Source organism: Agrobacterium sp. MA01, assembly GCF_009650195.1.
Taxonomy (GTDB): domain Bacteria; phylum Pseudomonadota; class Alphaproteobacteria; order Rhizobiales; family Rhizobiaceae; genus Allorhizobium.
Window position 1 is genome coordinate 1,630,216 of sequence record NZ_CP045854.1, and the last position, 23,294, is coordinate 1,653,509.

Annotated in this window: 19 protein-coding genes, 3 tRNA genes and 1 pseudogene; 14 read left to right on the forward strand and 9 right to left on the reverse strand. The window is 61.7% G+C overall.

Annotated elements, in window-relative coordinates; all coding sequences use genetic code 11:
* Positions 1 to 155: 155 nt before the first annotated feature.
* The 4 genes from cobI to GH983_RS07995 all read left to right on the forward strand — a co-directional run bounded on the left by cobI (position 156) and on the right by GH983_RS07995 (position 4,566).
* Complete coding sequence (cobI, locus tag GH983_RS07980) at positions 156 to 896, forward strand: precorrin-2 C(20)-methyltransferase (RefSeq protein WP_153762107.1); 741 nt, start codon at positions 156 to 158, stop codon at positions 894 to 896.
* Positions 893 to 2,734 (forward strand): precorrin-3B C(17)-methyltransferase, encoded by a 1,842-nt coding sequence (gene cobJ, locus GH983_RS07985; RefSeq protein WP_153762108.1) that lies wholly within the window; start codon positions 893 to 895, stop codon positions 2,732 to 2,734. Before cobI ends, cobJ begins: the two co-directional genes overlap by 4 nt.
* The gene (cobM, locus tag GH983_RS07990; RefSeq protein ID WP_153762109.1) at positions 2,731 to 3,510 is read left to right on the forward strand and encodes a precorrin-4 C(11)-methyltransferase; all 780 of its coding nucleotides are present in this window, start codon (positions 2,731 to 2,733) and stop codon (positions 3,508 to 3,510) included. The genes cobJ and cobM overlap by 4 nt, the downstream gene beginning before the upstream one ends.
* 90 nt (positions 3,511 to 3,600) lie before the next feature.
* Positions 3,601 to 4,566, forward strand: coding sequence for a nucleoside hydrolase (locus GH983_RS07995; protein ID WP_069041478.1), 966 nt, complete (start codon positions 3,601 to 3,603; stop codon positions 4,564 to 4,566).
* A 90-nt stretch (positions 4,567 to 4,656) separates the two neighbouring features.
* On the opposite strand, the gene GH983_RS08000 is transcribed toward GH983_RS07995, so the two are convergent.
* The gene (locus GH983_RS08000) at positions 4,657 to 4,803 is read right to left on the reverse strand and encodes a DUF1127 domain-containing protein (RefSeq protein ID WP_006728511.1); all 147 of its coding nucleotides are present in this window, start codon (positions 4,801 to 4,803) and stop codon (positions 4,657 to 4,659) included.
* Between the two features lie 574 nt (positions 4,804 to 5,377).
* Between GH983_RS08000 and GH983_RS08005 the strand changes: the two genes are divergently transcribed.
* The 5 genes from GH983_RS08005 to GH983_RS08025 all read left to right on the forward strand — a co-directional run bounded on the left by GH983_RS08005 (position 5,378) and on the right by GH983_RS08025 (position 9,798).
* Positions 5,378 to 6,487, forward strand: a complete 1,110-nt coding sequence (locus GH983_RS08005) for a DUF2157 domain-containing protein (protein WP_153762110.1) — start codon at positions 5,378 to 5,380, stop codon at positions 6,485 to 6,487.
* Positions 6,484 to 7,059 (forward strand): GDYXXLXY domain-containing protein, encoded by a 576-nt coding sequence (locus GH983_RS08010; protein ID WP_069041476.1) that lies wholly within the window; start codon positions 6,484 to 6,486, stop codon positions 7,057 to 7,059. The genes GH983_RS08005 and GH983_RS08010 overlap by 4 nt, the downstream gene beginning before the upstream one ends.
* A 149-nt stretch (positions 7,060 to 7,208) precedes the next feature.
* Positions 7,209 to 7,293 (forward strand) — tRNA-Leu (locus tag GH983_RS08015).
* Between the two features lie 184 nt (positions 7,294 to 7,477).
* Entirely contained in the window at positions 7,478 to 8,956 is a 1,479-nt protein-coding gene (tig, locus tag GH983_RS08020; protein ID WP_153762111.1) for a trigger factor, read from the forward strand.
* Positions 8,957 to 9,033: 77 nt separating this feature from the next.
* The gene (locus tag GH983_RS08025) at positions 9,034 to 9,798 is read left to right on the forward strand and encodes an MBL fold metallo-hydrolase (RefSeq protein ID WP_153762112.1); all 765 of its coding nucleotides are present in this window, start codon (positions 9,034 to 9,036) and stop codon (positions 9,796 to 9,798) included.
* Here GH983_RS08025 and GH983_RS08030 read toward each other — a convergent pair.
* The 6 genes and pseudogenes from GH983_RS08030 to GH983_RS08055 form a co-directional block, all read right to left on the reverse strand.
* On the reverse strand, positions 9,791 to 10,999 hold the full coding sequence (locus GH983_RS08030) for an MFS transporter (RefSeq protein ID WP_153762113.1): 1,209 nt from the start codon (positions 10,997 to 10,999) through the stop codon (positions 9,791 to 9,793). The two genes, GH983_RS08025 and GH983_RS08030, sit on opposite strands and share 8 nt — an antisense overlap.
* Positions 11,000 to 11,094: 95 nt before the next feature.
* Entirely contained in the window at positions 11,095 to 12,519 is a 1,425-nt protein-coding gene (sthA, locus tag GH983_RS08035) for a Si-specific NAD(P)(+) transhydrogenase (protein WP_054150215.1), read from the reverse strand.
* A gap of 139 nt (positions 12,520 to 12,658) precedes the next feature.
* Positions 12,659 to 13,525, reverse strand: coding sequence for a DNA repair protein RadC (gene radC, locus GH983_RS08040; RefSeq protein ID WP_153762114.1), 867 nt, complete (start codon positions 13,523 to 13,525; stop codon positions 12,659 to 12,661).
* Positions 13,526 to 13,639: 114 nt separating this feature from the next.
* Entirely contained in the window at positions 13,640 to 14,464 is an 825-nt protein-coding gene (map, locus tag GH983_RS08045; RefSeq protein WP_054150216.1) for a type I methionyl aminopeptidase, read from the reverse strand.
* A 41-nt stretch (positions 14,465 to 14,505) separates the two neighbouring features.
* A pseudogene (gene sfsA, locus GH983_RS08050) lies at positions 14,506 to 15,224 on the reverse strand (DNA/RNA nuclease SfsA).
* Between the two features lie 18 nt (positions 15,225 to 15,242).
* Positions 15,243 to 17,075 carry an alpha/beta hydrolase gene (locus GH983_RS08055; protein ID WP_054150218.1) on the reverse strand — a complete coding sequence of 611 codons (1,833 nt, stop codon included), beginning with the start codon at positions 17,073 to 17,075 and terminating at the stop codon, positions 15,243 to 15,245.
* 37 nt (positions 17,076 to 17,112) lie between these two features.
* Between GH983_RS08055 and GH983_RS08060 the strand changes: the two genes are divergently transcribed.
* From GH983_RS08060 to recJ, 5 genes are all read left to right on the forward strand, one after another.
* Positions 17,113 to 17,646 carry an SHOCT domain-containing protein gene (locus GH983_RS08060; protein WP_246727526.1) on the forward strand — a complete coding sequence of 178 codons (534 nt, stop codon included), beginning with the start codon at positions 17,113 to 17,115 and terminating at the stop codon, positions 17,644 to 17,646.
* 229 nt (positions 17,647 to 17,875) lie between these two features.
* A complete protein-coding gene (locus GH983_RS08065) occupies positions 17,876 to 19,093 on the forward strand; it encodes an LL-diaminopimelate aminotransferase (protein ID WP_054150219.1) in 1,218 nt (405 codons plus the stop codon).
* A gap of 72 nt (positions 19,094 to 19,165) precedes the next feature.
* Positions 19,166 to 20,485, forward strand: coding sequence for a homoserine dehydrogenase (locus tag GH983_RS08070; RefSeq protein ID WP_054150220.1), 1,320 nt, complete (start codon positions 19,166 to 19,168; stop codon positions 20,483 to 20,485).
* Positions 20,486 to 20,652: 167 nt separating this feature from the next.
* A complete protein-coding gene (locus GH983_RS08075; protein WP_153762115.1) occupies positions 20,653 to 20,862 on the forward strand; it encodes a hypothetical protein in 210 nt (69 codons plus the stop codon).
* A gap of 138 nt (positions 20,863 to 21,000) precedes the next feature.
* Positions 21,001 to 22,806: a single-stranded-DNA-specific exonuclease RecJ gene (gene recJ / locus GH983_RS08080; RefSeq protein WP_153762116.1), complete on the forward strand. Its 1,806-nt coding sequence runs from the start codon at positions 21,001 to 21,003 to the stop codon at positions 22,804 to 22,806.
* A 36-nt stretch (positions 22,807 to 22,842) separates the two neighbouring features.
* Here recJ and GH983_RS08085 read toward each other — a convergent pair.
* Positions 22,843 to 22,917 (reverse strand) — tRNA-Glu (locus GH983_RS08085).
* Between the two features lie 170 nt (positions 22,918 to 23,087).
* Positions 23,088 to 23,162 (reverse strand) — tRNA-Glu (locus GH983_RS08090).
* Positions 23,163 to 23,294: the final 132 nt, after the last annotated feature.

The following is a 23,294-nucleotide window of genomic DNA, read 5'->3' on the forward strand; positions in this document are numbered from 1 at the left end:
GCTGCAACTTGGCCCGTCATCCCCCAGCCGGGACTTTCTCGCCGTGAACGGGGAGAAGGAGGCAGAACGCTGGCCGCATTGGCCTTCCCCCCGCTTGCGGAGAGAAGGTGCCCGAAGGGCGGATGAGGGGCAATCAACAATCCAGGAGCAGCTACATGACCGGTAAACTCTATGGCCTCGGCCTCGGCCCCGGCGATCCGGAGCTGCTGACGCTGAAGGCACTTCGCATCCTGACGAGCTGCCCTGTCGTCGCCTATCCGGCGCCCGATACCGGCCCGAGCTTTGCCCGCCAGATCGCGGCTCCCTTTCTGACCGCCGCTCAGCTGGAAGTGCCGATCATCGTGCCGATGCGGGTCGAGCGTTTTCCGGCCCAGGACATCTACACGAAGGCTGCCGAGACGTTGTCGCATCATCTTGATGCCGGATCGGATGTCGCAGTCCTCTGCGAAGGCGATCCCTTTTTCTACGGCTCCTTCATGTACCTCTTCGAGCGGCTTGCCGATCGATATCCGACAGAGGTCGTGCCGGGCGTCTCCTCAATGATGGCGGCTGCCGCTGGTCTCGGACGGCCGCTTGCTGCCCGCAACGACGTGCTGACCGTGCTCCCCGGACCTCTCTCGGACGAGGAACTCGCCGCTCGCATCGAGGCGTCGGGAGCCGTGGCGATCATCAAGCTCGGCCGGCATTTCGCCCGTATCCGTGCGCTGATCGAAAGACTCGGGCTGACGGCGCAGGCCGGATATGCGGAGCGGGTCAGCCTTGCCGAACAGAAGCTCACGCCGCTGGGCGAGGTGTCCGAGGACACCGCCCCCTATTTCTCGATGATCCTGATCTACAAGGGTGACGAGCGCTGGCATCCGGCACTTGCTAAAAAGCTTGGAAGCGGAGCCGCATGACGCCTGTCCTCGCATCCCCGGCCAAGCCCGTGGTCGTCATCCTAAGTGCATCAGCCGCTTCGCTGGGTCGCCGCATTGCAGCGGACATCGGCGGTGAACTGCATGGTGCTGCCGCCCGGGTCGAGGAGGCAGATCTGCGCTTTGCATCTGCCAAAGATCACGTCCAGACGCTGTTTGCCGCCGGTCGACCGATTATTGCCGTAATGGCCGCTGGCGCGCTGATCCGGCTCCTCGCGCCGCTCCTGTCCGACAAACATGCGGAGCCTCCGGTAATTGTTGTCGCCGAGGATGGTTCCTCCGTTGTGCCGCTGCTCGGCGGCCACCATGGCGCCAATGACCTCGCTCGACAGATTGCGACCGCCATCGGTGCCCATGCCGCCATCACGACAGCCGGCGATCTCAAGTTCGGGTTAGCGCTTGACCAGCCACCGGAAGGTTATGTGCTGGTCAATCCCGAAAGAGCCAAGGTGGTGATGGCCGAGCTCGTGGCCGGCGCTGGCGCCCGGCTCGAGGGTGAAACCGCTGCCTGGCTCACTCAATCAAGACTTCCATTTCAGCAAGAGGCCCGCGTGACGCTCTCCGTGACCGACCAACAGAAGACCGCAGGCGAGCTCGAACTCGTCTATCACCCCAAGACGCTGGTGCTCGGCATGGGCTGCGAGCGGCATGCAAAGCCGGAAGAAGCCATCGCGCTTGCCGAGGAAGCGCTCGCAAAGGGTGGTTTCGCGTGGGAAAGTCTGGCGGCCGTCTGCTCGATCGACCTGAAGGCGGATGAGACGGCGATCCATGCGGTGGCCGCCCATTTCGGCGTGCCGGCCCGCTTCTTCAGCGCAGCCGCGCTCGAAGCCGAGGCACCGCGTCTGAAGAACCCGTCTGAGGTCGTCTTTGCCGAAGTCGGTTGCCACGGTGTGGCCGAAGGGGCAGCGCTTGCGGCCGTCGGCGCGTCTGGCGAACTCGTTGTCGAGAAGATCAAATCCAAGGGGGCCACAGCCGCGATTGCGAGGGCTGCTGATATCATTGACCCGAAGACAACAGGCCGTGCCCGCGGCACGCTCTTCGTCGTCGGTATCGGCCCGGGCTCGGAAGGCTGGCGGTCGCCCGAGGTGTCGCGCATGGTTGCGGCCTCCACCGATCTCATAGGGTATTCGCTCTATCTCGACCTGCTCGGTCCGCTCGCCGATGGCAAGACCCGCCACGATTTCGATCTCGGGAAGGAAGAGGCACGCGTGGTGCACGCCATGGAACTAGCGGGTGAGGGCAACACGGTGGCCCTGGTCTGCTCCGGCGATGCGGGCATCTATGCCATGGCGACGCTGGTCTTCGAACTGTTCGACAAGGGCGGCATCACCGATGGCGCGAGCCGCATCGAAGTGCAGGTCTCGCCCGGTATTTCCGCGCTGCAGGCCGCTGCTGCCCGGATCGGCGCGCCGCTCGGCCACGACTTCTGCACCATCTCGCTGTCCGACCTTCTGACCCCCTGGGAACATATCCAGCGCCGGGTGAAGGCGGCGGGCGAGGGCGATTTCGTCATCGCCTTCTACAATCCCGTATCGATGAAACGCCGCACGCAGCTCGCTTATGCCCGCGACGAGTTGTTGAAATATCGCCCGGCCACGACCCCCGTAATCCTCGCCACCAATCTCGGCCGCGAGGGCGAAAACGTCCGCACCGTGCCGCTTGGCGAATTGAACGTCGACGATGTCGACATGCTGACCGTCGTGGTGGTCGGCTCGTCCGAGAGCCGGACTGTGACGACCGGCGACGGCAAGACCTGGGTCTACACGCCGCGTGGTTATTCGGGCAAGGCAGACAGTGGCATGAAGGGAATTGAAGCATGACCGTCTATTTCATCGGCGCCGGCCCCGGAGCCCCCGATCTGATCACTGTGCGCGGCCTCAGGCTCATCGAGCGCTGCCCGGTCTGCCTCTATGCCGGCTCGCTGGTGCCGGAGGAGATCGTCGCGGCGGCACCCGAGGATGCGATCGTCAAGGATACGGCGCCCATGCATCTCGACGAGATCGTCGCCGACATGGTGGCCGCCCATGCGCGCGGCGAGGATGTCGCCCGTGTGCATTCCGGCGATCCCTCGATCTATGGCGCGATCGCCGAACAGATGCGCCGTCTTGATGCGCTGGGTATTCCCTATGACGTCGTCCCCGGCGTGCCGGCCTTTGCTGCGACGGCAGCGCGGTTGAAGACCGAATTGACCCTGCCCGAGATCGCCCAGACGGTCATCGTCACCCGCACCGAGATGAAGGCATCGTCCATGCCGGAATTCGAAACGCTGGAGATCCTCGGCAAATCCCGGGCTACGCTTGCGATCCACCTTTCGATCCGCAATCTCGCGCATATCCGGGACACACTGACCCCCTATTACGGCGAGGATTGCCCCGTGGTGATCGCCTATCGCTCCACCTGGCCGGACGAACTCTTCATCCGCACGACCCTGAAGGACATGGCGGAAGAGGTACGCAAGGCGAAGATCACGCGGACCGCACTGGTGCTGGTCGGCAAGGTCTTCGGTCATGTCGAATTCCGCGACAGCGATCTTTACAATTCCGATTTCAGCCATGTCTTGAGAAACGTCGGCAAAAAGAAGAAAGCAGCCGGCTGATACCCGGTCTTCCCGCCGTCACGCTTCAGGTCTATCGTCCGACGCGCTCGGCGGACGCCGAACAACAACAACAAAAAAAGGATTTCTTCCATGCACAAGGTCATCTTCGATACGGATCCCGGCGTCGACGACGCCATGGCGCTCCTCTTCCTGCACCATCATCCGGAGATCGACCTCCTCGGTATCACGACCGTGTTCGGAAATGCCGAGATCGATATCACGACCCGCAACGCGCTGTACCTGAAGCGTGAATGGAAGATCGATGCCCCCGTTTCACGCGGCGCCGGCGAGACCTTCATCCCGCATCGTGTCAGCCACGAGCCGCCGAAATTCATCCATGGCGATGACGGGCTCGGCAACATCGGCGTGCCCGAGGTGACGGACGTCCATCCCGATCCGCGTCCAGCCCACCGCTTCATCGTCGAAACGGTCCGTGCCAATCCGGGCGAGGTGACGATCGTTGCCGTTGGCCGCATGACCAATCTCGCCAATGCGCTGAAAGAAGACCCCGAGATCGTCAATCTGGTGAAGGAGATCGTCATCATGGGCGGCGCCTTCGACGTCAACGGCAACGTGACGCCGGCGGCCGAAGCCAACATCCACGGTGACCCGGAAGCGGCAGACGTGGTGATGACCGCAAGGTGGCCTGTGGTGGTCGTCGGCCTGGATGTCACGATGCAGACGGTGATGACGCGTTCGCAGCTCGCCGACATCAGGGACGCCGCCGGCACCAGCCGCGCGCGCCTGCTGTTTGATCTCTCGCAGTTCTACATCGATTTCTACGAGGGGCTGGTCGACGACGGCATGGTCGTGCATGACAGCTGCGCCTGCGTCTATGTCGTCGCACCGGAACTCTTCAAGACCCGCAGCGGCGTCATCCGTGTGGTCTGCGGCGGCATTGCCGATGGCCAGACGATCCAGAAGCCGGATGGTCGCGGATTCGGTCCCTCCGACTGGGATGGTGACCTGCCGAGCCAGAAGATCTGCACCGAGATCGATGCGCCGGCTGTATTGAAGCTGATCCACGATGTGATCGTGGCCGTCCGCGAAGACTGAGCAGCAGCGCCGAGCAGACAAAGAAAAACCCCGGATCTGGGAGGAGATCCGGGGTTTTTCCATTCTGTATCCGACCGAAGTCGGGACCAATCAGCCGTTGACGGCGTGACGGGCAACGCGACGGATGTCTTCGCGGCCGATGCCGAGGTCACGCAGTTCGCGGTCCGACATGCGGCCGAGTTCGGTGATGGTCTGACGATACTTGCGCCAGTTGTTGAGCGAGCGAGCGATGTTCATGGGGTCTACCTCTTTGGTGGTTTGGACCCGTCTGTGGGCCCCTTCGAATTTGTTGATCTGAATATATGCTGCAATGCGAAATCATTGAAGACATAATGCGGCAGAGCACCCATGCGCTCTACGCATATCGATCGATTTAACTCATTGTTAACTGGTGATTTTTTGTGCGTTTGCCTCAGATCCCATCTTGCATTGCATTCGTGCAGGTCACGCGGCAGCCCGCAACGCAAGGCAGTCAGAAGTGGGGGGAGAAGACAAAAAAATAACGCTCACCGGGGGAGGAGGTCCGGTGAGCGTCATTTTTGCAGACCAACGACTGGGAGGAGGAGTGTCGTTGGCCAATCGATCCCGCTCTGGGAGGAGGAGTGAGCGGGTCGAAGAAGAAGCGCCAGAAGTTCCGTCGCTCTGTTGAGAATGAATATAGGCGACACGTACGACTTTGTGCAGTGCAAAAAGAGCATGGAAGGCATGCGGTTATTGCATGGGCGGCTGGCCTTGTTGCTCCCTGTGCCTTGCGGCTTGTTTTTCTAACTGTGTCGTTTCAGATTGCCTTCGAATTCAAGGGGGCAGGCAGATGTACAGAGGCAGGTTGAAACGCGACCTCGACGACTGGGTCAAGCGGGGGCTTATCGACGCCGGCACGGCCGCAAGGCTGCTCGATGACGTGGATCGCCGCGGCTCGGGCTTCAGCATCGGGTCGATCCTGTCGATGTTCGCAGCAGTCCTGATCGCGGCCTCTCTGTTGATGCTGATCGCGGCCAACTGGGAACTGATTCCCCGACTGATCAAGGTCGCCGGCATCATCGGTCTGATCTGGATCTTTCATCTGGCGGCACTGCTTGCCAGGAGCCGCGGCGCCGACCGCATTGCGGCGGCCTCCCTTGTTCTGGGGTCTGCTGCCTTCGGTGGGGCGATCGCGCTGATCGGCCAGCTGTATCACCTCTCGGGAGATACCTTTTCAGCCATGTTCCTGTGGTTTTCGGTGACCGCCGTTTCGGCGGCCCTTTTCCGGTCGGGCGCGCTGACCGTGGTGACCGGTGTGCTCGCACTCGTCACTTTCGGCGGCGGTTTCGACAGTTTCGGTTGGGATGTCCGTAGCCATGGCCTTTGGGCCTGGTGGCCGCCATTCGGGGCGGCCTTGATCTTTGGCCTGTCGCGCTGGACGGCCGCGAATCGAGCCAAGCATTTCGGCTACATGCTTCTCCTCGCCTGGATCTGGTGGATGGTCATACTGGAGCGGGGCGAGCTCTACGCCCTCGTCGTGGCCGTCGTCGCGACGCTTCTCTTCCTGTCACTGACGCTGCCGCGTTCGCCTCTGGTGGACCTGCATCGCAGGCTCGGCGCGTCTGCGAGCTTCTATACCCTGATCATAGCGATGAGCGGCTTCGCCTATGCGCAGGGAAGTGCCGTGGATGCGGTGTCTATCGCCGTGCTCGGCATCCTCATTTTGGCGCTCTCGATTGCCGCCATCGCCCTGGATGGTCGTGACAATGGCGCGGTGCGTTTGCTTGCCTACGGGGCGTTCGCAGCGGAAATTCTCTACCTCTCCTACGAGACGATCGACAGCATTCTCGGCACGTCCGCCTTCTTCCTCCTCTCCGGTCTCGTGGTTGCGGTACTTGCCTTCGTGGTCATCCGCCTCGAGAAGCGCTTCTCCCGTCCTGCCGCAGAGGTGAAGTCATGATCGCTGCCAAACCCTTTGCCGCCGCTGCACTCGTCGTCGCACTCCTGCAGACGGCGATCCTCGGCTATATGATAGAGGGACGCGCGGGCATCCTGAGATCGGGAACAGAAGTGCTGTTGAAGACGGCGCCTGTCGACCCGCGTGATCTGCTGCGCGGCGACTATGTCATCCTCACCTATGACATCTCGACCATCTCAACGACCTCGGTCACGGGTCAGAAACCCGAAACTGGCGACGCTGAGCGGTTGCATGTCCGCCTGAAGCCGGGCACGGACGGATACTGGATTGTCTCGGAGGCATCCTTCGATCCGCTTCAGGCTGAAGAGGGCAGCGTGATCCTGCTTTCGATGCCTGTCACGATCTACGACTGGGAGTGGCAGAACGCGGGCAACCTGACGGTCTCCTACGGGATCGAGCGCTACTACGTGCCGGAAGGCGAGGGCAAGCCGATCGAAGATGGTCGGAACCAGGGCCGGGTTTCGGTCGCGGTTCGTATCTCGGAGACGGGGCAGGCACAGATTCGCGCCCTGATGCTCGACGGCGAGCCACTCTACGAGGAGCCGCTTTACTGAACCGCGCCACTCGCCTGCTGCAATGCCTGTGAAGCGGGTCGCGAGCGCCCTGCAATCCTGTCATTTTTCCTTTGCGTGCGGGAAAACGGGTGTTATAGAGACGCGCGCTCCGGAGGGGCCATGCGCGAATGCGACATGCGCTTTTGGACGCGGGTATGGTGAAATTGGTAGACACGCCAGATTTAGGTTCTGGTGCCGCAAGGCGTGGGAGTTCAAGTCTCTCTACCCGCACCAGCTAAGCCGCGCGGGATCGACGAGAGAACACCGAGGTGTGGCTCCTGTCAGTCCGGCGCCGTTTTGCTTGGCAGATTGTTGACGAATTGCGACGCAGCCACGTCCGGGAAAATCAATTCCGGCGTCGTGCTCAGGGAAAACACCGGCTGTCCGAGCACGGCCGCCACGACATGAAGGTAAGAACATGCAGGTTATCGAAACGCTCGCTGAAGGGCTGAAGCGCGAAATCAAGGTCATCATTCCGGCCAAGGACATGGAACAGCGCATGAATGAGCGCCTGGCCGATGTGAAGGACAAGGTCCGCATCAACGGCTTCCGTCCGGGCAAGGTGCCGACCTCCCATGTCAAGAAGATGTACGGCAAGTCGATCATGGCCGAACTCGTCAACGAGATCATCCGTGACAAGCCGTCGGCGATCCTGTCGGAGCGCGGCGAAAAGTCGGCGACCCAGCCGGAAATCGTCATGACCGAGGACGAGAAGGAAGCGGAAAAGATCCTGTCGGCCCAGGCTGACCTGGAGTTCACGCTGTCTTACGAAATCATCCCGGCGATCGAACTGAAGTCGGTCGATGGCATCAAGGTGACCCGCGAAGTCGTTGAAGTCTCTGAAGAAGAGATCAACGAGCAGATCGAAAAGATCGCCGAGAGCGCCCGCACGTTCGAAGCGAAGAAGGGCAAGGCCGCTGATGGCGACCGCGTCACCATGGATTACCTCGGCAAGGTCGATGGCGAAGCCTTCGACGGCGGCAAGGACGAAGACGCAGAGCTGGTCATCGGCTCGAACCGCTTCATCCCGGGCTTTGAAGAGCAGCTGGTTGGCCTGAAGGCTGGTGACGAAAAGGTCATCACCGTAACCTTCCCGGCCGAATACCCGGCAGCCAACCTCGCTGGCAAGGAAGCTACCTTCGACATCACCGTCAAGGAAGTCGCAAGCCCGGCCAAGACCGAAATCAATGACGAACTGGCCACCAAGCTCGGCGTCGAATCGGTCGAGAAGCTGAAGGAAATCGTCCGCGGCCAGATCGAAAGCCAGTACGGCAACGTCACCCGCCAGAAGGTCAAGCGTCAGATCCTCGACCAGCTGGACGAGCTCTACAAGTTCGAGTCGCCCTCGAAGCTCGTCGATGCCGAGTTCGAGAACATCTGGCGCCAGATCAACACCGATCTCGCCCAGTCCGGCAAGACCTTCGCTGATGAAGACACGACGGAAGAAGCTGCCCGCGAAGAATACCGCGCGCTTGCCGAGCGCCGCGTTCGCCTCGGCCTCGTTCTCTCCGAAATCGGCGAAAAGGCCGGCATCGAAGTGACCGAAGAAGAAATGCAGCGGTCGCTCTTCGCTCAGCTTCAGCAGTTCCCGGGCCAGGAAAAGCAGATCCTCGACTTCTTCCGCAACACGCCGGGTGCAGCCGCTTCCCTGCGCGCACCGATCTTCGAAGAGAAGGTCATCGACAAGCTGCTGGCTGAAGTCTCCGTCACCGACAAGACCGTGAGCAAGGACGAGCTCCTCGCTGACGACGCTGAAGAAGGCGACAAGCCGGCCAAGAAGGCTGCTCCGAAGAAGAAGGCTGCTGCCAAGGCTGAAGACGCTGCTGAAGGCGACGACGCTGCCCCGAAGAAGAAGGCAGCCCCGAAGAAGAAGGCCGCCGAAGGCGACGCCGAGTAATCTTCGTGCCTTATTGAACTTGAGAGAAAGCCGTCCTTCTGGGCGGCTTTTTCGTCTTTAAGCGATGGAGACGGGGCATGCAGATCAGGCTAATTCGCAGTGCGACGCTCACTGTCGATGTGGCTGGCAGCCGGCTGCTCATCGATCCCTGGCTTGCGGCCAGGGTCGAAGGGCGCAGCTATTCCGGCCGCGCCACATCACCGCTCGTAGACCTGCCTCTGGCGGTCGAAGAACTGCTGGATGGCATCGATGCGGTCCTGATTTCGCATCTCCATTCCGACCATTTTGACGAAGCGGCACAACGGGCGCTGCCGAAGTCGATGCCGATCCTCTGCCATAGTCGCGATCAGGCAGCGATCATGGCGATGGGTTTCAAGGACGTCCGTTCGATCGGGCAGGGGCTCGCGCTTGGTTCGGTCCAGATCCGCACGACGGATGGCCAACACTGCCCGCCGGAGGTTCTTAACGACATGGGGGAGGTCTCGGGTTTTCTGATCGAGGCGCGAGGTGAGCCGATCCTCTACTGGGCGGGTGACACGATCCTGTGCCCTGAGGTGGTGGCCGTACTGGCCGATGAAAAGCCTGATGTCGTCGTGGTGCATGGTTGTGGAGCGCTCTGGCATGGCAAAGGGCCCATAGTGATGGACGCGGCCATGGTGCGGGAGACGCTGCGTCTCGCCGGTGCTGCAATCGTCCGCGTAACCCACCTGGACGCCGTTGATCATGCGACGGTCTCGCGCGCCGATATCCGTTCCATGACGGATCGTCAGACACAAGGTGCAGAACGGCTCCGGATCCTTGAGGACGGAGAAACGCTGAACTTTGACAGGACCCTCAGGTGAGCCTGATGCGATCCTTATCGATGGCAAGGAGTCCTGCGACGCCTGCGACGGCGAGCCCGAGCCCGAGCAAGGCGGTGCCGGAGTAGCCGAAGAAGTGTGCGCCGATCGCGAAGGTGCTGGCGGCGACCGCGTTTCCGAGGAAGGAGTTGATCGGCATGAAGGCGGTACCGAGACCCGGGCGAGTCGGAAAGAGCTCCTGGAAATAGGTGATCGGCAGGGAGAGGAGCCCGGCAACCGCAGCCGCGCCCGGCACGGCGAGGGCATAGAAATGCCAGGGCGCCGTCGCAAAGGCGAAACCGACCATATGCAAGCCGTAGAGCAGCGCCGACACGATGATCAGCATGAGCAGGCTGACGCGCTTGAGAAGCATGGCCGCGACCAGCATGAACGGGATCTCGATGAATGCGACGAGGGCGGCGATAAAACCGACATCCCGTGTGGAGCCGCCGAGTTCGAGCGTGAGAATCAGGGGCCAGATCATCATCGCCAGTCGCGTGATTCCGGTGACTGCGGCCATTGCGATCATGCGGATCAGCATCTCGGCTCGCACGAGTTCGCGCAAGGCTTCGAAGAATGCGGCACCGCTGGTGCCGGTGGCTGATGTTGCGGCCTTCGGAGGCGAAAGAACGAGAAGTGATGCCAACACAATCAAAAGCGTGCAGGCGGCGGCGGCACCCCAGGCGCCGATCATGTTGGTCGATCGCGACAAGGCCAGGCCAAGCACGGCAGGCATCACCACCCAGGACATAGACATGAAGGAGCGCACCACCGTGTTGACCGCGGCTGCGTCACGCTGAGACAGGGCGGAGGTCTCGATCCGTGCAGAGGCGAAGAGCAGCGAGTGCACAGCCTGGGCGAAGGGAATGACGAGCGCGGTCGCAACGACGAAGACGGGGACAGAAGGGAACAGGAATATGGCGCCGTAGCCGATCGTGCCCGCAAACGCGAGAACAGCGATCATTTTCCGCTTGTCGCCCATGCCGTCGGAAAGAATGCCGAGCGAAACGCTGATCGCAACGGTCATGATCGAGGCGACGACCGTCAGCGCGGAATAGGCCTGATCGCTCATGCCGAGCGCACCGATGGCGGTCACACCCAGATAGGGCAGGGTCGAGCCATAAGCGCAGCCCTGCACGAAGATCATGATGGACAGAATGACAAGTTGCGGACGGTCAGTAATCTGGCGAAGGGAGGAGGACATGGCCGACTCGGGGGCAACTATGAGGAGGTCGCCTGCTTAGCAGCCGATCAGCACTACGTCTCGTGCCAGATCTGACCCGTTGCCCCGTCCGGCAGTCATTCCGCCGCGCGTCGTTCGATCTTCTCCACCTTCAACTCGCCCATCCGGTTCCAGGCATCGAGGCCGGCGATCTTGTAGGCTTCGGCCAGCGTCGGATAGTTGAAGGTGTTCTCGACGAAATATTCGACGGTACCTTTGAGATTGAGGACCGCCTGGCCGATATGCACAAGTTCGGTGGCACCTTCGCCGACAATGTGCACGCCGAGAAGACGACGGGTCTTCAGCGAGAAGATCATCTTCAGCATGCCGCTGTCGAGACCCATGATATGGCCGCGCGACGTCTCGCGGAAATGCGCGATCCCGGTTTCATAGGGAATGCTGCGCTGAATGACCTCTTCCTCCGTCAGACCGCAGGTCGAGATCTCAGGCACGGCATAGATGCCATAGGGGAAGAACTGTGGCGGTTCATGAGACGGCGCGCCGACGGCATGGCGAGCCGCGATCCGGCCCTGCTCCATCGATGTCGAGGCGAGCGACGGGAAGCCGACCACGTCACCGGCCGCATAGATAGTGGGGACGGCGGTCTGGAATGTCTCGGGGTTGACCTTTAGCCGACCGCGATTGTCGGCTTCCAGCCCTGCGGCTTCCAGGTTCAGCGAATCGACTGCGCCGACGCGACCGGCAGCGAAAAGGACCATTTCGGCGGTCAGAACACGCCCGTTCTTCAGCGTCACGCGGCACTTGCCGTCGACCTTCTCTACACCCTCGACCGTCTGGCCGAAGATCAGCTTCATGTTCCGGTCGCGCAGTTGGTAGGTGAAGTCCTCGACGATCTCCTTGTCGATGAAATCGAGCATGGTGTCGCGCGGTTCGACGACGGTCACGACCGTATCGAGCGCCGAGAAGATCGTCGCGTATTCGATGCCGATGACACCTGCGCCGATGACGATCATCGAGCGTGGCAGTTCCTTGATCTCGAGGATCTCGTCGCTGTCGATAATGCTGACACCGTCGAAGGGGATATGCGAGGGCTTGAAGGGGCGCGTGCCGACGGCGAGCAGGACCGAGGCGGCCTGCACCTGCAGCACTTCGCCATCTTCCTTGGTCACCTCGATCGTATGTGCGTCGATGAATCGCGCCGTGCCGCGCATCTGCTGCACGCGGTTACGCGAAAACTGGTGTTCGAGCACCTCGACCTCGTGGTCGAGCGTGATGAGCAGACGGCGACGCAGGTCGTCGGCGTTGATCTCCTGCTTCACACGGTAGCTGCGGCCGTAGAAGCCTCGTTCGCGCCAGCCTGTGAGGTTGAGAGCAGTTTCGCGCAGTGTCTTCGAGGGAATGGTTCCGGTATGGACCGACACGCCACCAACGCGCGTGCCCTTCTCGATGACGAGAACTTTCTTTTCCAGCTTGGCCGCCTGGATCGCCGCTCTGCGTCCGGCTGGTCCGCTGCCAATCACGACGAAGTCATACTGGTTCATGAGATGCCTCTGATTCGCCTGCCGCCATGCTGCAGTGCACATTATCAAGAAGCAGTATGACAGGGCAACGTCACCGTTTCGTTATCGCCGACCCACAGATGAGGCTTTCGGTCACCCAAGATGTGGGGAACCCTCATGTTCAGATCAGCCGCAGGCCCTTCAGGCTGGCATGGCCATCCTTGCCGATGATGATGTGGTCATGCACGGTGATACCCAGTGGCTTGGCGGTCTCGACAATGGTTCGTGTCATGTCGATATCCGCCCGCGAGGGTGTCGGGTCGCCACTCGGATGGTTGTGGACCAGGATGATGGCAGTCGCGGACAGTTCGAGCGCCCGTTTGACCACCTCGCGCGGATAGACCGGCGTGTGATCGACCGTTCCGCGGCCCTGGATCTCGTCAGCAATCAACACGTTGCGCTTGTCGAGGAAAAGGATGCGGAACTGCTCTGTGGTCTCATAGGCCATGGCGGCATGGCAATAGTCGATGACTGACGACCAGGAAGACAGAACCTGCTTTTCGCGAAGCTCGCTCTTCAGCATGCGCTGGGCAACATTGGCGATCAGCTTCAGATCGAGCGCCACTGTCTCGCCAACCCCCTTCACCTCCTGCAGCAGCGCGGGAGGCGCACCGAGCACGCCGGCGAGTGTCTGGAAACGGGCAAGCAGTGCTTTCGCGATCGGCTTGGTGTCGCGGCGCGGGATCAGCCGGAAAAGCAGCAGTTCGAGGATCTCGTAATCTGCTAGTGCCGTCTCGCCTCCCTCGCGAAAGCGGCTGCGCAATCTTTCCCTGTGCCCCAGATAATGGGCCTCTGGCGGCATTGCGGCGCGTGTCGATGCGGCCTTGGCAATGGTGTTTTCTCTTGCTGGCTGCTCTGCGAAGAAGCTGCGCTCGTCGGCTTCATCATGGGGCAGCTGTCGACCGGAGCCGAAGAGGTCGCTGACCTGTTGTGCGGCTGCGCTTTCATGGCGCAGGGATTCACCTGAGAACGGAAACTTGCTCGTCATGCCACCCAATCCTGACCCTCATGGTCGAGCGGCTGATCCGCCGCAAGGATATAGTGACACGACTGCCGCCGTGCGCAAGTTCAAGTTGCGGCAGGTCGTATTGACGCGCGTCTGTCAGCCGAGGCCCGGACGGTCGAGACCGGCAGGCGAGAGGGTGAAGATCTCGCAGCCATTGGCGGTCACGCCGACCGTATGCTCGTATTGCGCCGTCAGCGACCGGTCGCGGGTGACGGCGGTCCAGCCGTCCGAGAGTACCTTCACATGCGGCTTGCCGAGATTGATCATCGGCTCGATGGTGAAGATCATACCCTCGCGCAGTTCCGGGCCCTCGTTCGCCTTGCCGTAATGCAAGATGTTCGGGCTGTCGTGGAAGAGACGCCCGACCCCATGGCCGCAGAAATCGCGCACCACCGAGCAGCGTTCTGCCTCGGCATAAGTCTGGATCGCCTCGCCGATGGCACCGGTACGGGCACCGGGGCGCACGGCGGCGATGCCGCGCATCAGGCATTCATAGGTGACCTCCATCAACCGCTCGGCGGCACGCTTGACCTGCCCGACCGGATACATGCGGCTCGAATCGCCGTGCCAGCCATCGAGCAGGTAAGTCACGTCGATATTGACGATATCGCCGTCACGCAGCGGCTTGTCGTCCGGCATGCCGTGACAGACGACGTGGTTGATCGAGGTGCAGACCGAATACTTGTAACCACGATAGTTCAGCGTCGCGGGCAGGGCGCCGTGGTCGGCGCCGAACTCGAAGACGAACTTGTCGATGGCGGCTGTCGTCACGCCAGGCTTGACCATCGGCACGAGCGCGTCGAGGCAGCGTGCAGTCAACTGGCAGGCGCGGCGCATGCCTTCGAAGTCGTCTGCGCCGTAGAGGCGGATCGCGCCGGTGTTCTTGAGCGGTGCCGTCGCCGCGTCGATATAGGTGACCATGGGGTGGCTTTCGCAAGTTCTAATCTAGGAGCTTTGGCCGTTCATAAACGACCAAACCCGTCTTCGTCTATCCGGATGAGGCTGTCAGGCACGATTTTGCCCGGTTCGAGGTGGCAGCGCACGGCATAGGCCTCCACACCGCGAGCGATCGCACGGGCGAAGGCGCGGCCATAACCAGGGTCGAGATCCGAGCAGATTCTCAAGCGGTCGCAATCGGCGCGCTGGATGATGAAAAGCATGGCCGCACGCCGGCCAGTCTGAACAAGGTCGCGCATTTCGTCGAGGTGCTTGGCGCCACGGGTCGTCACGCTGTCGGGAAACTCCGCGAGCCCTGCCTCTCGGATGAAATGCACGTTCTTCACCTCGACATGCACGCTGCCCTTGGTCGTGTCCTCCAGCAGGATGTCGATCCGCGAATTGCGGCCGTAGCGCTGTTCGCGCTTCAGGGAGGAAAAGCCTGAAAGTTCCGGCACAAGCCCGGCCAGGATCGCTTCCTCCGCGAGCCGGTTCGGCATGGCGGTGTGACCCCGACCACAGTCCCGTCTGCCTCGACAAGTTCGAGGGCGTGAGCATATTTGCGCGTCGCGGCTGCGTGCTGCGAAAGCCAGATCCGCGATCCCGGTTCGGTCAAACCCCTCATCGAGCCGGTGTTTGGGCAAAAGCCGGTGACCGCGCTGCCGTCTTCGAGGATGGCATCGAACAGGAAACGCTTGTAGCGGCGCACCAGCCGCGCAGGGATGAGGGGCGGGGAGAAGATCATCCTGTGATGGCGCTGCACTCAGACGCGGGCAAGCACATAACGTCCGGGCGCGTCCGCAATCGCATTCAAGGCATCGCCACCCGGCTTGCGGGCCGGAACGCGTTCGTCGGCAAGCTTTTCGATCCAGATCTGCCAGTGAGGCCACCAGGAACCGGATGTCTCCTTGGCATTCACCATCCAGTCTTCGTAGGTTCCCACAACCTTGCCATTGGTCCAGTACTGGTACTTCTGCTTGTCCGGCGGATTGACGACACCGGCGATATGGCCCGAGCCTGAGACGACGAAATCGACCGGCCCACCGAAAAGGCTGCTTCCCACGAAGACTGACTTGGCAGGCGCGATATGGTCTTCCTTGGTGGCCAGATTGTAGATCGGGATCTTCACGTCCTTCAGCGACAGCGTCTTGCCGGCGAGCTGCATCTTGCCCTGGCTCAGCGTGTTGTTGAGGTAGCAATTGCGCAAATAGAAGGAGTGGTTTGCCGCTGCCATTCGGGTCGAATCGGAGTTCCAGTAGAGAAGATCGAAGGGCATCGGATCCTGGCCCTTCAGGTAGTTGTTGACGAAATAGGGCCAGATCAGCTCGGAGGAGCGCAGCATGTTGAAGGCCGCTGCCATTTTCGAACCGTCGAGATAGCCCGTGGACTTCATTTTCTCTTCGAGGCCCGACAGCTGCTCCTCGTCGACGAAGACCTTGAGGTCACCGGCATAGGTGAAGTCGACCTGGGTGGTGAACAGCGTGGCACTGGCGATCCGCTTGTTCTTCTCCTGGGCGTGAAGAGCCAGAGCCGCCGCAAGCAGCGTGCCACCGACGCAGTAGCCGATGGCGTTGACTTCTTTTTCCCCCGTCGCCTTCTCCACCGTGTCGAGCGCAAAATCGACGCCCTCGCGGATATAGGCTTCCCAGTCCTTGGTCGCATGGCGCTCGTCCGGATTGACCCAGGAGATCACGAAGACCGTGTGGCCCTGGTCAACGCACCACTTGATGAAGCTTTTCTGCGGGTTGAGATCGAGAATGTAGAACTTGTTGATCCAGGGTGGGCAGATGAGGAGAGGGCGCTTCAGCACCGTCTCGGTCGTCGCGTCATACTGGATGACCTCGCAGACGTCGCTCTGGGCGATGACCTTGCCCGGCGTGATCGCCATGTTTTCACCGACGGCGAACTTGCTGGTGTCGGTCTGGCGGATGCGCAGATCCCCGCCACCGGCTGCGATATCCTCGGCCAGCATCTGCATGCCCTTGACGAGGTTTGCGCCGCTGCTCTGCACCGTTTCCTTGTAGAGCTGCGGATTGGTCGCGACGAAATTGGCGGGAGAGAGTGCGGCCGTGATCTGCCGCATGTAGAAATTGGCCTTGTGCCGCGTATGCTCGTCGAGTCCGCCGGCGTCATTGACCATCTTTTCGGCCCACTGGGTCAAGACGACATAGGTCTGGCGGAGGAAATCGAAGAACGGATTGCGCTCCCAATCCTCGTCGGAGAAGCGCTTGTCCTTGGGCAGCGGATCGGCGAGCGGCTGCTCCGGTGTGGCGAACCGCGCCAGCGAGCGGCTCCAGACGACGAAGACCGCATTGAGCAGGTGGGTCTGCGCTTCGAGCGTCCGTTTCGGGTCGGACATCCAGTATTCCGCCACCTTGCCCATGATCTTCACAAGCTCGGCCATCGGCTCGGAAACGGGATCGACGATTTCGCCAGTTTCACGGGGTTTGAGCCAAACGGATGCGGCTCTGCCAAGGTTCTCAAGCGCCTTGGCGGCATTCACCGCGAATGCCTGCGGATCTTTGATGATATAGGGCTCGATCAGCTTCGGATCGAACGCGGCACTTGCTTCGGCTTCTTCCCGCGTCCTGTCCATGCCATCCTCCCCAGGATTGTTCTGGTGTCTTTTGTGTTTGCCTATCCTGCATGAAAACGACTACAAGTTCCAGCTGTTGGCGCATAGTCTTTCGATGAGGATCGACGGTTGCGCCCTTGAGGAATGTCAGTTTTCCGCGCAGATGCGGGCGGTCGGGGCCATGGTGCACAAGAAGTTCAGTCTCTCGGGTCATTCTCTGCAGGCGCTGGTCCTGGCCTTCGTCGCGCTCATGGCGGGCACGGGCTGCCAGTCTTCTGCGCCAGCGACGACGCAAGTCGCGGCGGTGCCGACAGCGCTCGAAGTCAATGTCGAGGATCCGGACAATCCGGACGCGCCACAAGCCCGTCCGACCTATGCCGACGGCTATCCGAATTTTGCCGGTTCGCTCAATGCCGCGAATGTCCAGTTGAGCAATGAAGAGGCGACCGCGCTGCAGGCCCAGCTGAGCTCGCTAGGCGCTGCCCGCCAGGCCGGCACGATCACCGAAGCGGCATACCAGGCAAGACTGGCTGAACTGCGCAATCTCGCAGCCCAGCACGGGCCCGAAACGCAGGCTCAGATCGCCAATTAAGGCTTGCGCTGGCGGCGTTTTTTTCGCAAAGCAACCGAAGCGTTTTTGACATAAAATTTCGTCGGCGATTCAGGCTTCACGCCGGATTTGCGACAAAATTTCCTGCGAGCGCTCTGATTGGGATATCATCACGTGCATTCGGTTCTGCGGTTCGTTGCGGAGCGCGTGGTCACTGGGAAAACGAGCGCGCCTGCCGCGGTTATGATCCGCGCGGTTTCAGGGGTTGAAGATGGAAGAGTTTCACAAAGTCCGGCGGCTGCCGCCCTATGTTTTCGAACAGGTCAACCGTTTGAAGGCGAGCGCGCGAGCCGGTGGCGCCGACATCATCGACCTCGGCATGGGCAATCCCGATCTTCCGACCCCGCAGGCGATCGTCGACAAGCTTTGCGAAGTGGTCCAGGACCCGCGCACCCATCGTTACTCCTCGTCCAAGGGCATCCCGGGCCTGCGCCGCGCGCAAGCCGCTTATTATGCCCGTCGCTTCAATGTGAAGCTCAATCCCGATACGCAGGTCGTGGCGACGCTGGGTTCCAAGGAAGGCTTCGCCAACATGGCGCAGGCGATCACCGCGCCGGGTGATGTCATCCTCTGCCCCAACCCGACCTATCCTATCCATGCCTTCGGCTTCCTGATGACCGGCGGCGTGATCCGTTCGATCTCGATCGAGCCGGACGAGACCTTCTTCCCGCCGCTCGAGCGCGCCGTGAAGCACTCGATCCCGAAGCCGCTGGCGCTGATCATCAACTATCCGTCCAACCCGACGGCCCGCGTCGCGAGCCTCGACTTCTACAAGGACGTCATCGCATTCGCGAAGAAGCACGACATCATCGTGCTCTCTGACCTCGCCTATTCGGAAATCTACTTCGACGGCAATCCGCCGCCGTCCGTGCTTGAAGTGCCCGGCGCCATGGACTGCACCGTCGAATTCACCTCGATGTCGAAGACCTTCTCCATGCCCGGCTGGCGCATGGGCTTTGCCGTCGGCAACGAACGTCTGATCTCGGCGCTGACGCGGGTCAAGTCCTATCTCGACTACGGCGCGTTTACGCCGATCCAGGTCGCCGCGACCCACGCCCTGAATGGCGACGGCTCCGACATCGCGGAAGTCCGCAGCGTCTACCATCGCCGCCGCGACGTGATGGTCGAAAGCTTCGGCAAGGCCGGCTTTGAAGTGCCGCCACCGGCTGCCACCATGTTCGCCTGGGCGAAGATCCCGGAAAAATTCCGTCATCTCGGTTCGCTGGAGTTCTCCAAGCTGCTGGTAGAAAAGGCCGATGTGGCCGTTGCCCCCGGCATCGGCTTCGGTGAAATGGGCGACGAATATGTGCGCCTCGCCCTCGTCGAGAACGAGCACCGCATCCGTCAGGCCGCCCGCAACATCAAGAAGTTCCTGTCGACGGCCGACGAGACGATGCACAACGTGATTTCGCTCAACGCCCACCGTTGAGCCCCGCGTTGATCCAAAGGCGGTCCCGTCAGGACCGCCTCACTTCCTTTTCGATGACGTCAGGAATGCCTCATGGCGAATGCCCTTAAAATCGGCGTGGCGGGTCTCGGCACCGTCGGTGCCTCGCTTGTCCGTATCCTCCAGACCCGCGCGGATGCGCTTGCCGTTGCCTGCGGGCGCCCGATTGCCGTGACGGCCGTCTCTGCCCGTGACGCGTCGAAGGATCGCGGCATCCAGATGGACGGCATTGCCTGGTATGCCGATCCGGTTGAGATGGCGAAGGAAGCCGACATCGAGGTCTTCGTCGAGCTCGTTGGTGGCTCCGAAGGGGCAGCCGAAGACTCGGTCCGTGCAGCGCTTGGACGCGGTCTGCATGTCGTGACGGCCAACAAGGCGCTCCTGTCGCGTCACGGCGTGGAGCTGGCCAAGCTCGCCGAGGAAAAAGGTCGCCTCCTGAACTACGAGGCAGCCGTCGCCGGTGGCATTCCCGTCATCAAGACGCTGCGCGAATCGCTGACCGGCAACAATTTCTCCCGCATCTACGGGATCATGAACGGCACCTGCAATTACATCCTGACCCGGATGGAACGCGAGGGCCTGTCCTTTGCCGACTGCTTGAAGGAAGCCCAGCGCCTCGGTTATGCCGAAGCCGATCCGAGCTTCGACATCGAGGGCAACGATACGGCACACAAGCTGTCGATCCTGACGACGCTTGCCTTCGGCTGCGAGATCTCGGCCGACCAGATCTACCTCGAAGGCATCACCAATATCTCGATCGAGGATATCCACGCGGCGGCCGATCTCGGCTATCGCATCAAGCTTCTCGGTGTTGCCCAGAAGACCGAAAGCGGCATCGAGCAGCGCGTCCACCCGACGATGGTGCCGCTCGATTCGGTCATTGCTCAGGTCGACGGCGTCACCAATGCAGTAGCGCTCGAATCCGACATTCTCGGCGAATTGCTGATGGTCGGCCCCGGAGCCGGTGGCAATGCGACAGCATCCGCCGTGCTCGGCGACATCACCGACATCGCCAAGAGCCGTCCGGGTGCCCAGGAAGTGCCCGTTCTCGGTCGCCCGGCCCATCTGCTTGAACCCTATCGCCAGGCCGAGATGCAGAGCCACGAAGGCGGATATTTCATCCGCCTGACCGTGCAGGACCGCACTGGCGTCTTCGCCAGCATTGCAACGAAGATGGCGGAGAACGCCATTTCGCTCGAATCGATCGTCCAGCATTCGAAGCAACCGGTAACGCCGGACCGTCCCCAGACGATCATCCTCGTGACCCACGCGACGATGGAAAGCGCCGTCCGCAAGGCCGTCGGCGCGATCAAGGGCGAGGGCTACCTGATCGGCGAGCCACAGGTGATTCGCATCGAGCGCCCCAAGACCTGAGTTCAAGAGATGCCGTTCGAGGGCCAGTCCGCCTCCGAACGGCTTGGCATAGTCTGAAACGCCATCAATCTGATGATTTCGGCCCTGCCAAAACTTACACTCTCGCCAAAAGTCTAATGCGGGCGTAATCTGCGCCCACTGTCGGGATCTTGGGGAGGAGTTCGTCGATGGCACTGGGCGAGGGGAGTGCGCTTTGGGACGACGCGGGCACTGCCCCGCCGCCGCCGAGCCGCAACGATGAGTCTGCCATATATCAGGGCCAGGTTGAGCACGAAGGTTCGCGGGCCGCGCAGGCGAAGTCCGGCTGGGGGCCGCTCTTGGCCTTTGCTGCAGTCATGGCCGTGCCCTTCGCGCTGGTCGCCTGGCTGATGGCGTGATGCGGCTGCGACCGGATTGAATGCGGCCTCCTGCCTCTGGTGATTTTTTGCGATCGGTATAGAACGGGGAGGGGCGGTTCCGCCGCCTAAGGCCCTGTCGCGCAGCCACACCTTGGCCGCGCCCCGTAAAGAGCAAGAATGTCGACCGAACCGGTAGATCCCGTCATCCGCGCCTTTCTCGGCGTTGAACAGTCAGCAAGTGGCCAGCGCTGGATGTCGCGCACGGACCAGGCAGGACAGAACAAGGCGCTGGCCATCAGCCAGCTCCACGGTATCCCCGAACTCGTCGCGCGCGTTCTGGCAGGCCGCGGCGTGGGCGTGGACGAGGCGCCGGCGTTCCTCGACCCCACCATCCGCAGTCTGATGCCGGATCCCTCAAAGCTGACCGATTGCGATGCGGCGGCTGCACGCGTCTTCGGCGCGATCGACCGAAAGGAACGCGTCGCCATTTTCGGCGACTATGACGTCGACGGGGCTGCTTCTTCGGCCCTCATGGCGCGGTTCCTGCACCATTTCGGTGTCGAGGCCGAGATCTACATCCCGGACCGCATTTTTGAAGGCTATGGCCCCAATGCCGCCGCCATCGACCAGTTGATCGAGCGCGGCGCCAATCTCCTGATTACCGTCGACTGCGGTTCGACCAGCATCGAAGCCCTGGGGGCTGCCGAGCGGCGCGGCGTCGACGTCGTCGTCATCGACCACCACCAGATGGGCCACGAGATGCCGGTCTGCCATGCCCTGGTCAATCCGAATCGCGAGGACGACCTTTCAGGGCAGGGCCATCTCTGTGCTGCCGGCGTCGTCTTTATGGTGCTGGTCGCGACCCTCCGCGTCCTGCGCGAGGCAGGCCATCCGCATGCGCGCTCGCTCGATTTGCTCGCATGGCTCGACCTTGTGGCGCTGGCGACCGTCTGCGATGTTGTGCCGCTCAAGGGCCTCAATCGCGCCTATGTGACGAAGGGGCTGATCGCGGCTCGCCACCAGAACAATGCCGGGCTCGCGGCCCTCCTGCGGGTGGCGGGCATCGGTGGTCCTGTGACGCCCTATCATTTCGGATTTCTTCTCGGCCCCCGAATCAATGCCGGCGGCCGAATCGGCGACGCGGCCTTGGGCAGCCGACTGCTGACGCTGGACGATGCGAGTGAAGCAGACCAGATCGCAGCCAAGCTTGACGAGCTGAATCGCGAGCGCCAGGCGATGGAAGCGGTGATGCTCGCCGAGGCCGAAGCCGAAGCCATGGCCGAATATGGGACCGGTGAAAAAGCCTCGGTCATCGTGACCGCCAAGGAGCAGTGGCATCCGGGGATTGTCGGGCTACTGGCAGCCCGCCTGAAGGAGAAGTTCAAACGCCCCGCCTTTGCGATCGCCTTCGATCCGCTCGGCAAGGGCACCGGCTCGGGACGCTCCATCAATGGCTTCGACATGGGTCGTATGGTGCGTGCAGCCGTGGACGAGGGGCTTCTGGTCAAGGGCGGTGGTCATGCCATGGCGGCGGGCCTGACGGTCGATCGTGCCAATCTCGGCCGGCTGCGCAGCTTCTTCGAGGAGCAGGCATCTTCGCAGGTCCTGGCGCTCGCGGCAAACCAGACCCTGAAGATTGATGGCGCAATTGGCGCCTCCGGTGCCACACTTGCACTGGTCGACCAGCTGGAGGCCGCCGGTCCTTATGGCTCCGGTCATCCGCAGCCGATCTTTGCCGTACCGTTGCACCGCCTGAGGGACGCCCGTCCCGTCGGCACCACCCATATCAAGATCACGCTCGAAGGCATGGACGGCAGTCGATTGGAGGGAATCGCATTCCGCGCAGCCGAAACCGATCTCGGCCATTTCCTGATGAACAACCGTGGCAGTCAGGTGCATGTCGCAGGCACGTTGAGTGCTGACCATTGGCAAGGCAACAGGCGGGTGCAGTTCCGCGTCATCGATGCCGCCAAGGCGCCCTGAACGGATGATAGGCTCGTCATGTAGGAGAGATCGAAGTGGCACGCCCTAGGGGAGTCGAACCCCTCTTCCCAGAATGAAAATCTGGTGTCCTAACCGATAGACGAAGGGCGCGTGCGCTTCGGTGGCGCCCTTATGGCTGGAACTGGCCGCGAGCGCAAGTGCTCTTTCGGCCCGTATGACGATTTTATCCACAGGCTTGGCGAGGGGCGGTAACGTAAGGACAAACAAGCACTTGAGCCTAGCTTGTGCACAGGTTCTGCAATGGCAGGGGGGTATCGAAGTGGCACGCCCTAGGGGAGTCGAACCCCTCTTCCCAGAATGAAAATCTGGTGTCCTAACCGATAGACGAAGGGCGCGTGCGCTTCGGTGGCGCCCTTATAGTCAGGCCTCTTGACGACCGCAAGCGGAAATTTGACGATCCGAAGTGGAAAAATTCCGAGCGGGTGAACCCGCAGAATGACGGCGTAACCGCGTCCGGCGATACACCA

Coding starts and splice junctions, on each gene's coding strand:
- cobJ (WP_153762108.1), top strand. CDS start 893: ATGACGCCTGTCCTCGCATCCCCGGCCAAGCCCGTGGTCGTCATCCTA.
- sthA (WP_054150215.1), bottom strand. CDS start 12,519: ATGAACCAGTATGACTTCGTCGTGATTGGCAGCGGACCAGCCGGACGC.
- radC (WP_153762114.1), bottom strand. CDS start 13,525: ATGACGAGCAAGTTTCCGTTCTCAGGTGAATCCCTGCGCCATGAAAGC.
- GH983_RS07995 (WP_069041478.1), top strand. CDS start 3,601: ATGCACAAGGTCATCTTCGATACGGATCCCGGCGTCGACGACGCCATG.
- cobM (WP_153762109.1), top strand. CDS start 2,731: ATGACCGTCTATTTCATCGGCGCCGGCCCCGGAGCCCCCGATCTGATC.
- GH983_RS08070 (WP_054150220.1), top strand. CDS start 19,166: ATGGCGAATGCCCTTAAAATCGGCGTGGCGGGTCTCGGCACCGTCGGT.
- recJ (WP_153762116.1), top strand. CDS start 21,001: ATGTCGACCGAACCGGTAGATCCCGTCATCCGCGCCTTTCTCGGCGTT.
- GH983_RS08030 (WP_153762113.1), bottom strand. CDS start 10,999: ATGTCCTCCTCCCTTCGCCAGATTACTGACCGTCCGCAACTTGTCATT.
- GH983_RS08055 (WP_054150218.1), bottom strand. CDS start 17,075: ATGGACAGGACGCGGGAAGAAGCCGAAGCAAGTGCCGCGTTCGATCCG.
- cobI (WP_153762107.1), top strand. CDS start 156: ATGACCGGTAAACTCTATGGCCTCGGCCTCGGCCCCGGCGATCCGGAG.
- GH983_RS08005 (WP_153762110.1), top strand. CDS start 5,378: ATGTACAGAGGCAGGTTGAAACGCGACCTCGACGACTGGGTCAAGCGG.
- GH983_RS08010 (WP_069041476.1), top strand. CDS start 6,484: ATGATCGCTGCCAAACCCTTTGCCGCCGCTGCACTCGTCGTCGCACTC.
- GH983_RS08025 (WP_153762112.1), top strand. CDS start 9,034: ATGCAGATCAGGCTAATTCGCAGTGCGACGCTCACTGTCGATGTGGCT.
- GH983_RS08000 (WP_006728511.1), bottom strand. CDS start 4,803: ATGAACATCGCTCGCTCGCTCAACAACTGGCGCAAGTATCGTCAGACC.
- map (WP_054150216.1), bottom strand. CDS start 14,464: ATGGTCACCTATATCGACGCGGCGACGGCACCGCTCAAGAACACCGGC.
- GH983_RS08075 (WP_153762115.1), top strand. CDS start 20,653: ATGGCACTGGGCGAGGGGAGTGCGCTTTGGGACGACGCGGGCACTGCC.
- tig (WP_153762111.1), top strand. CDS start 7,478: ATGCAGGTTATCGAAACGCTCGCTGAAGGGCTGAAGCGCGAAATCAAG.
- GH983_RS08065 (WP_054150219.1), top strand. CDS start 17,876: ATGGAAGAGTTTCACAAAGTCCGGCGGCTGCCGCCCTATGTTTTCGAA.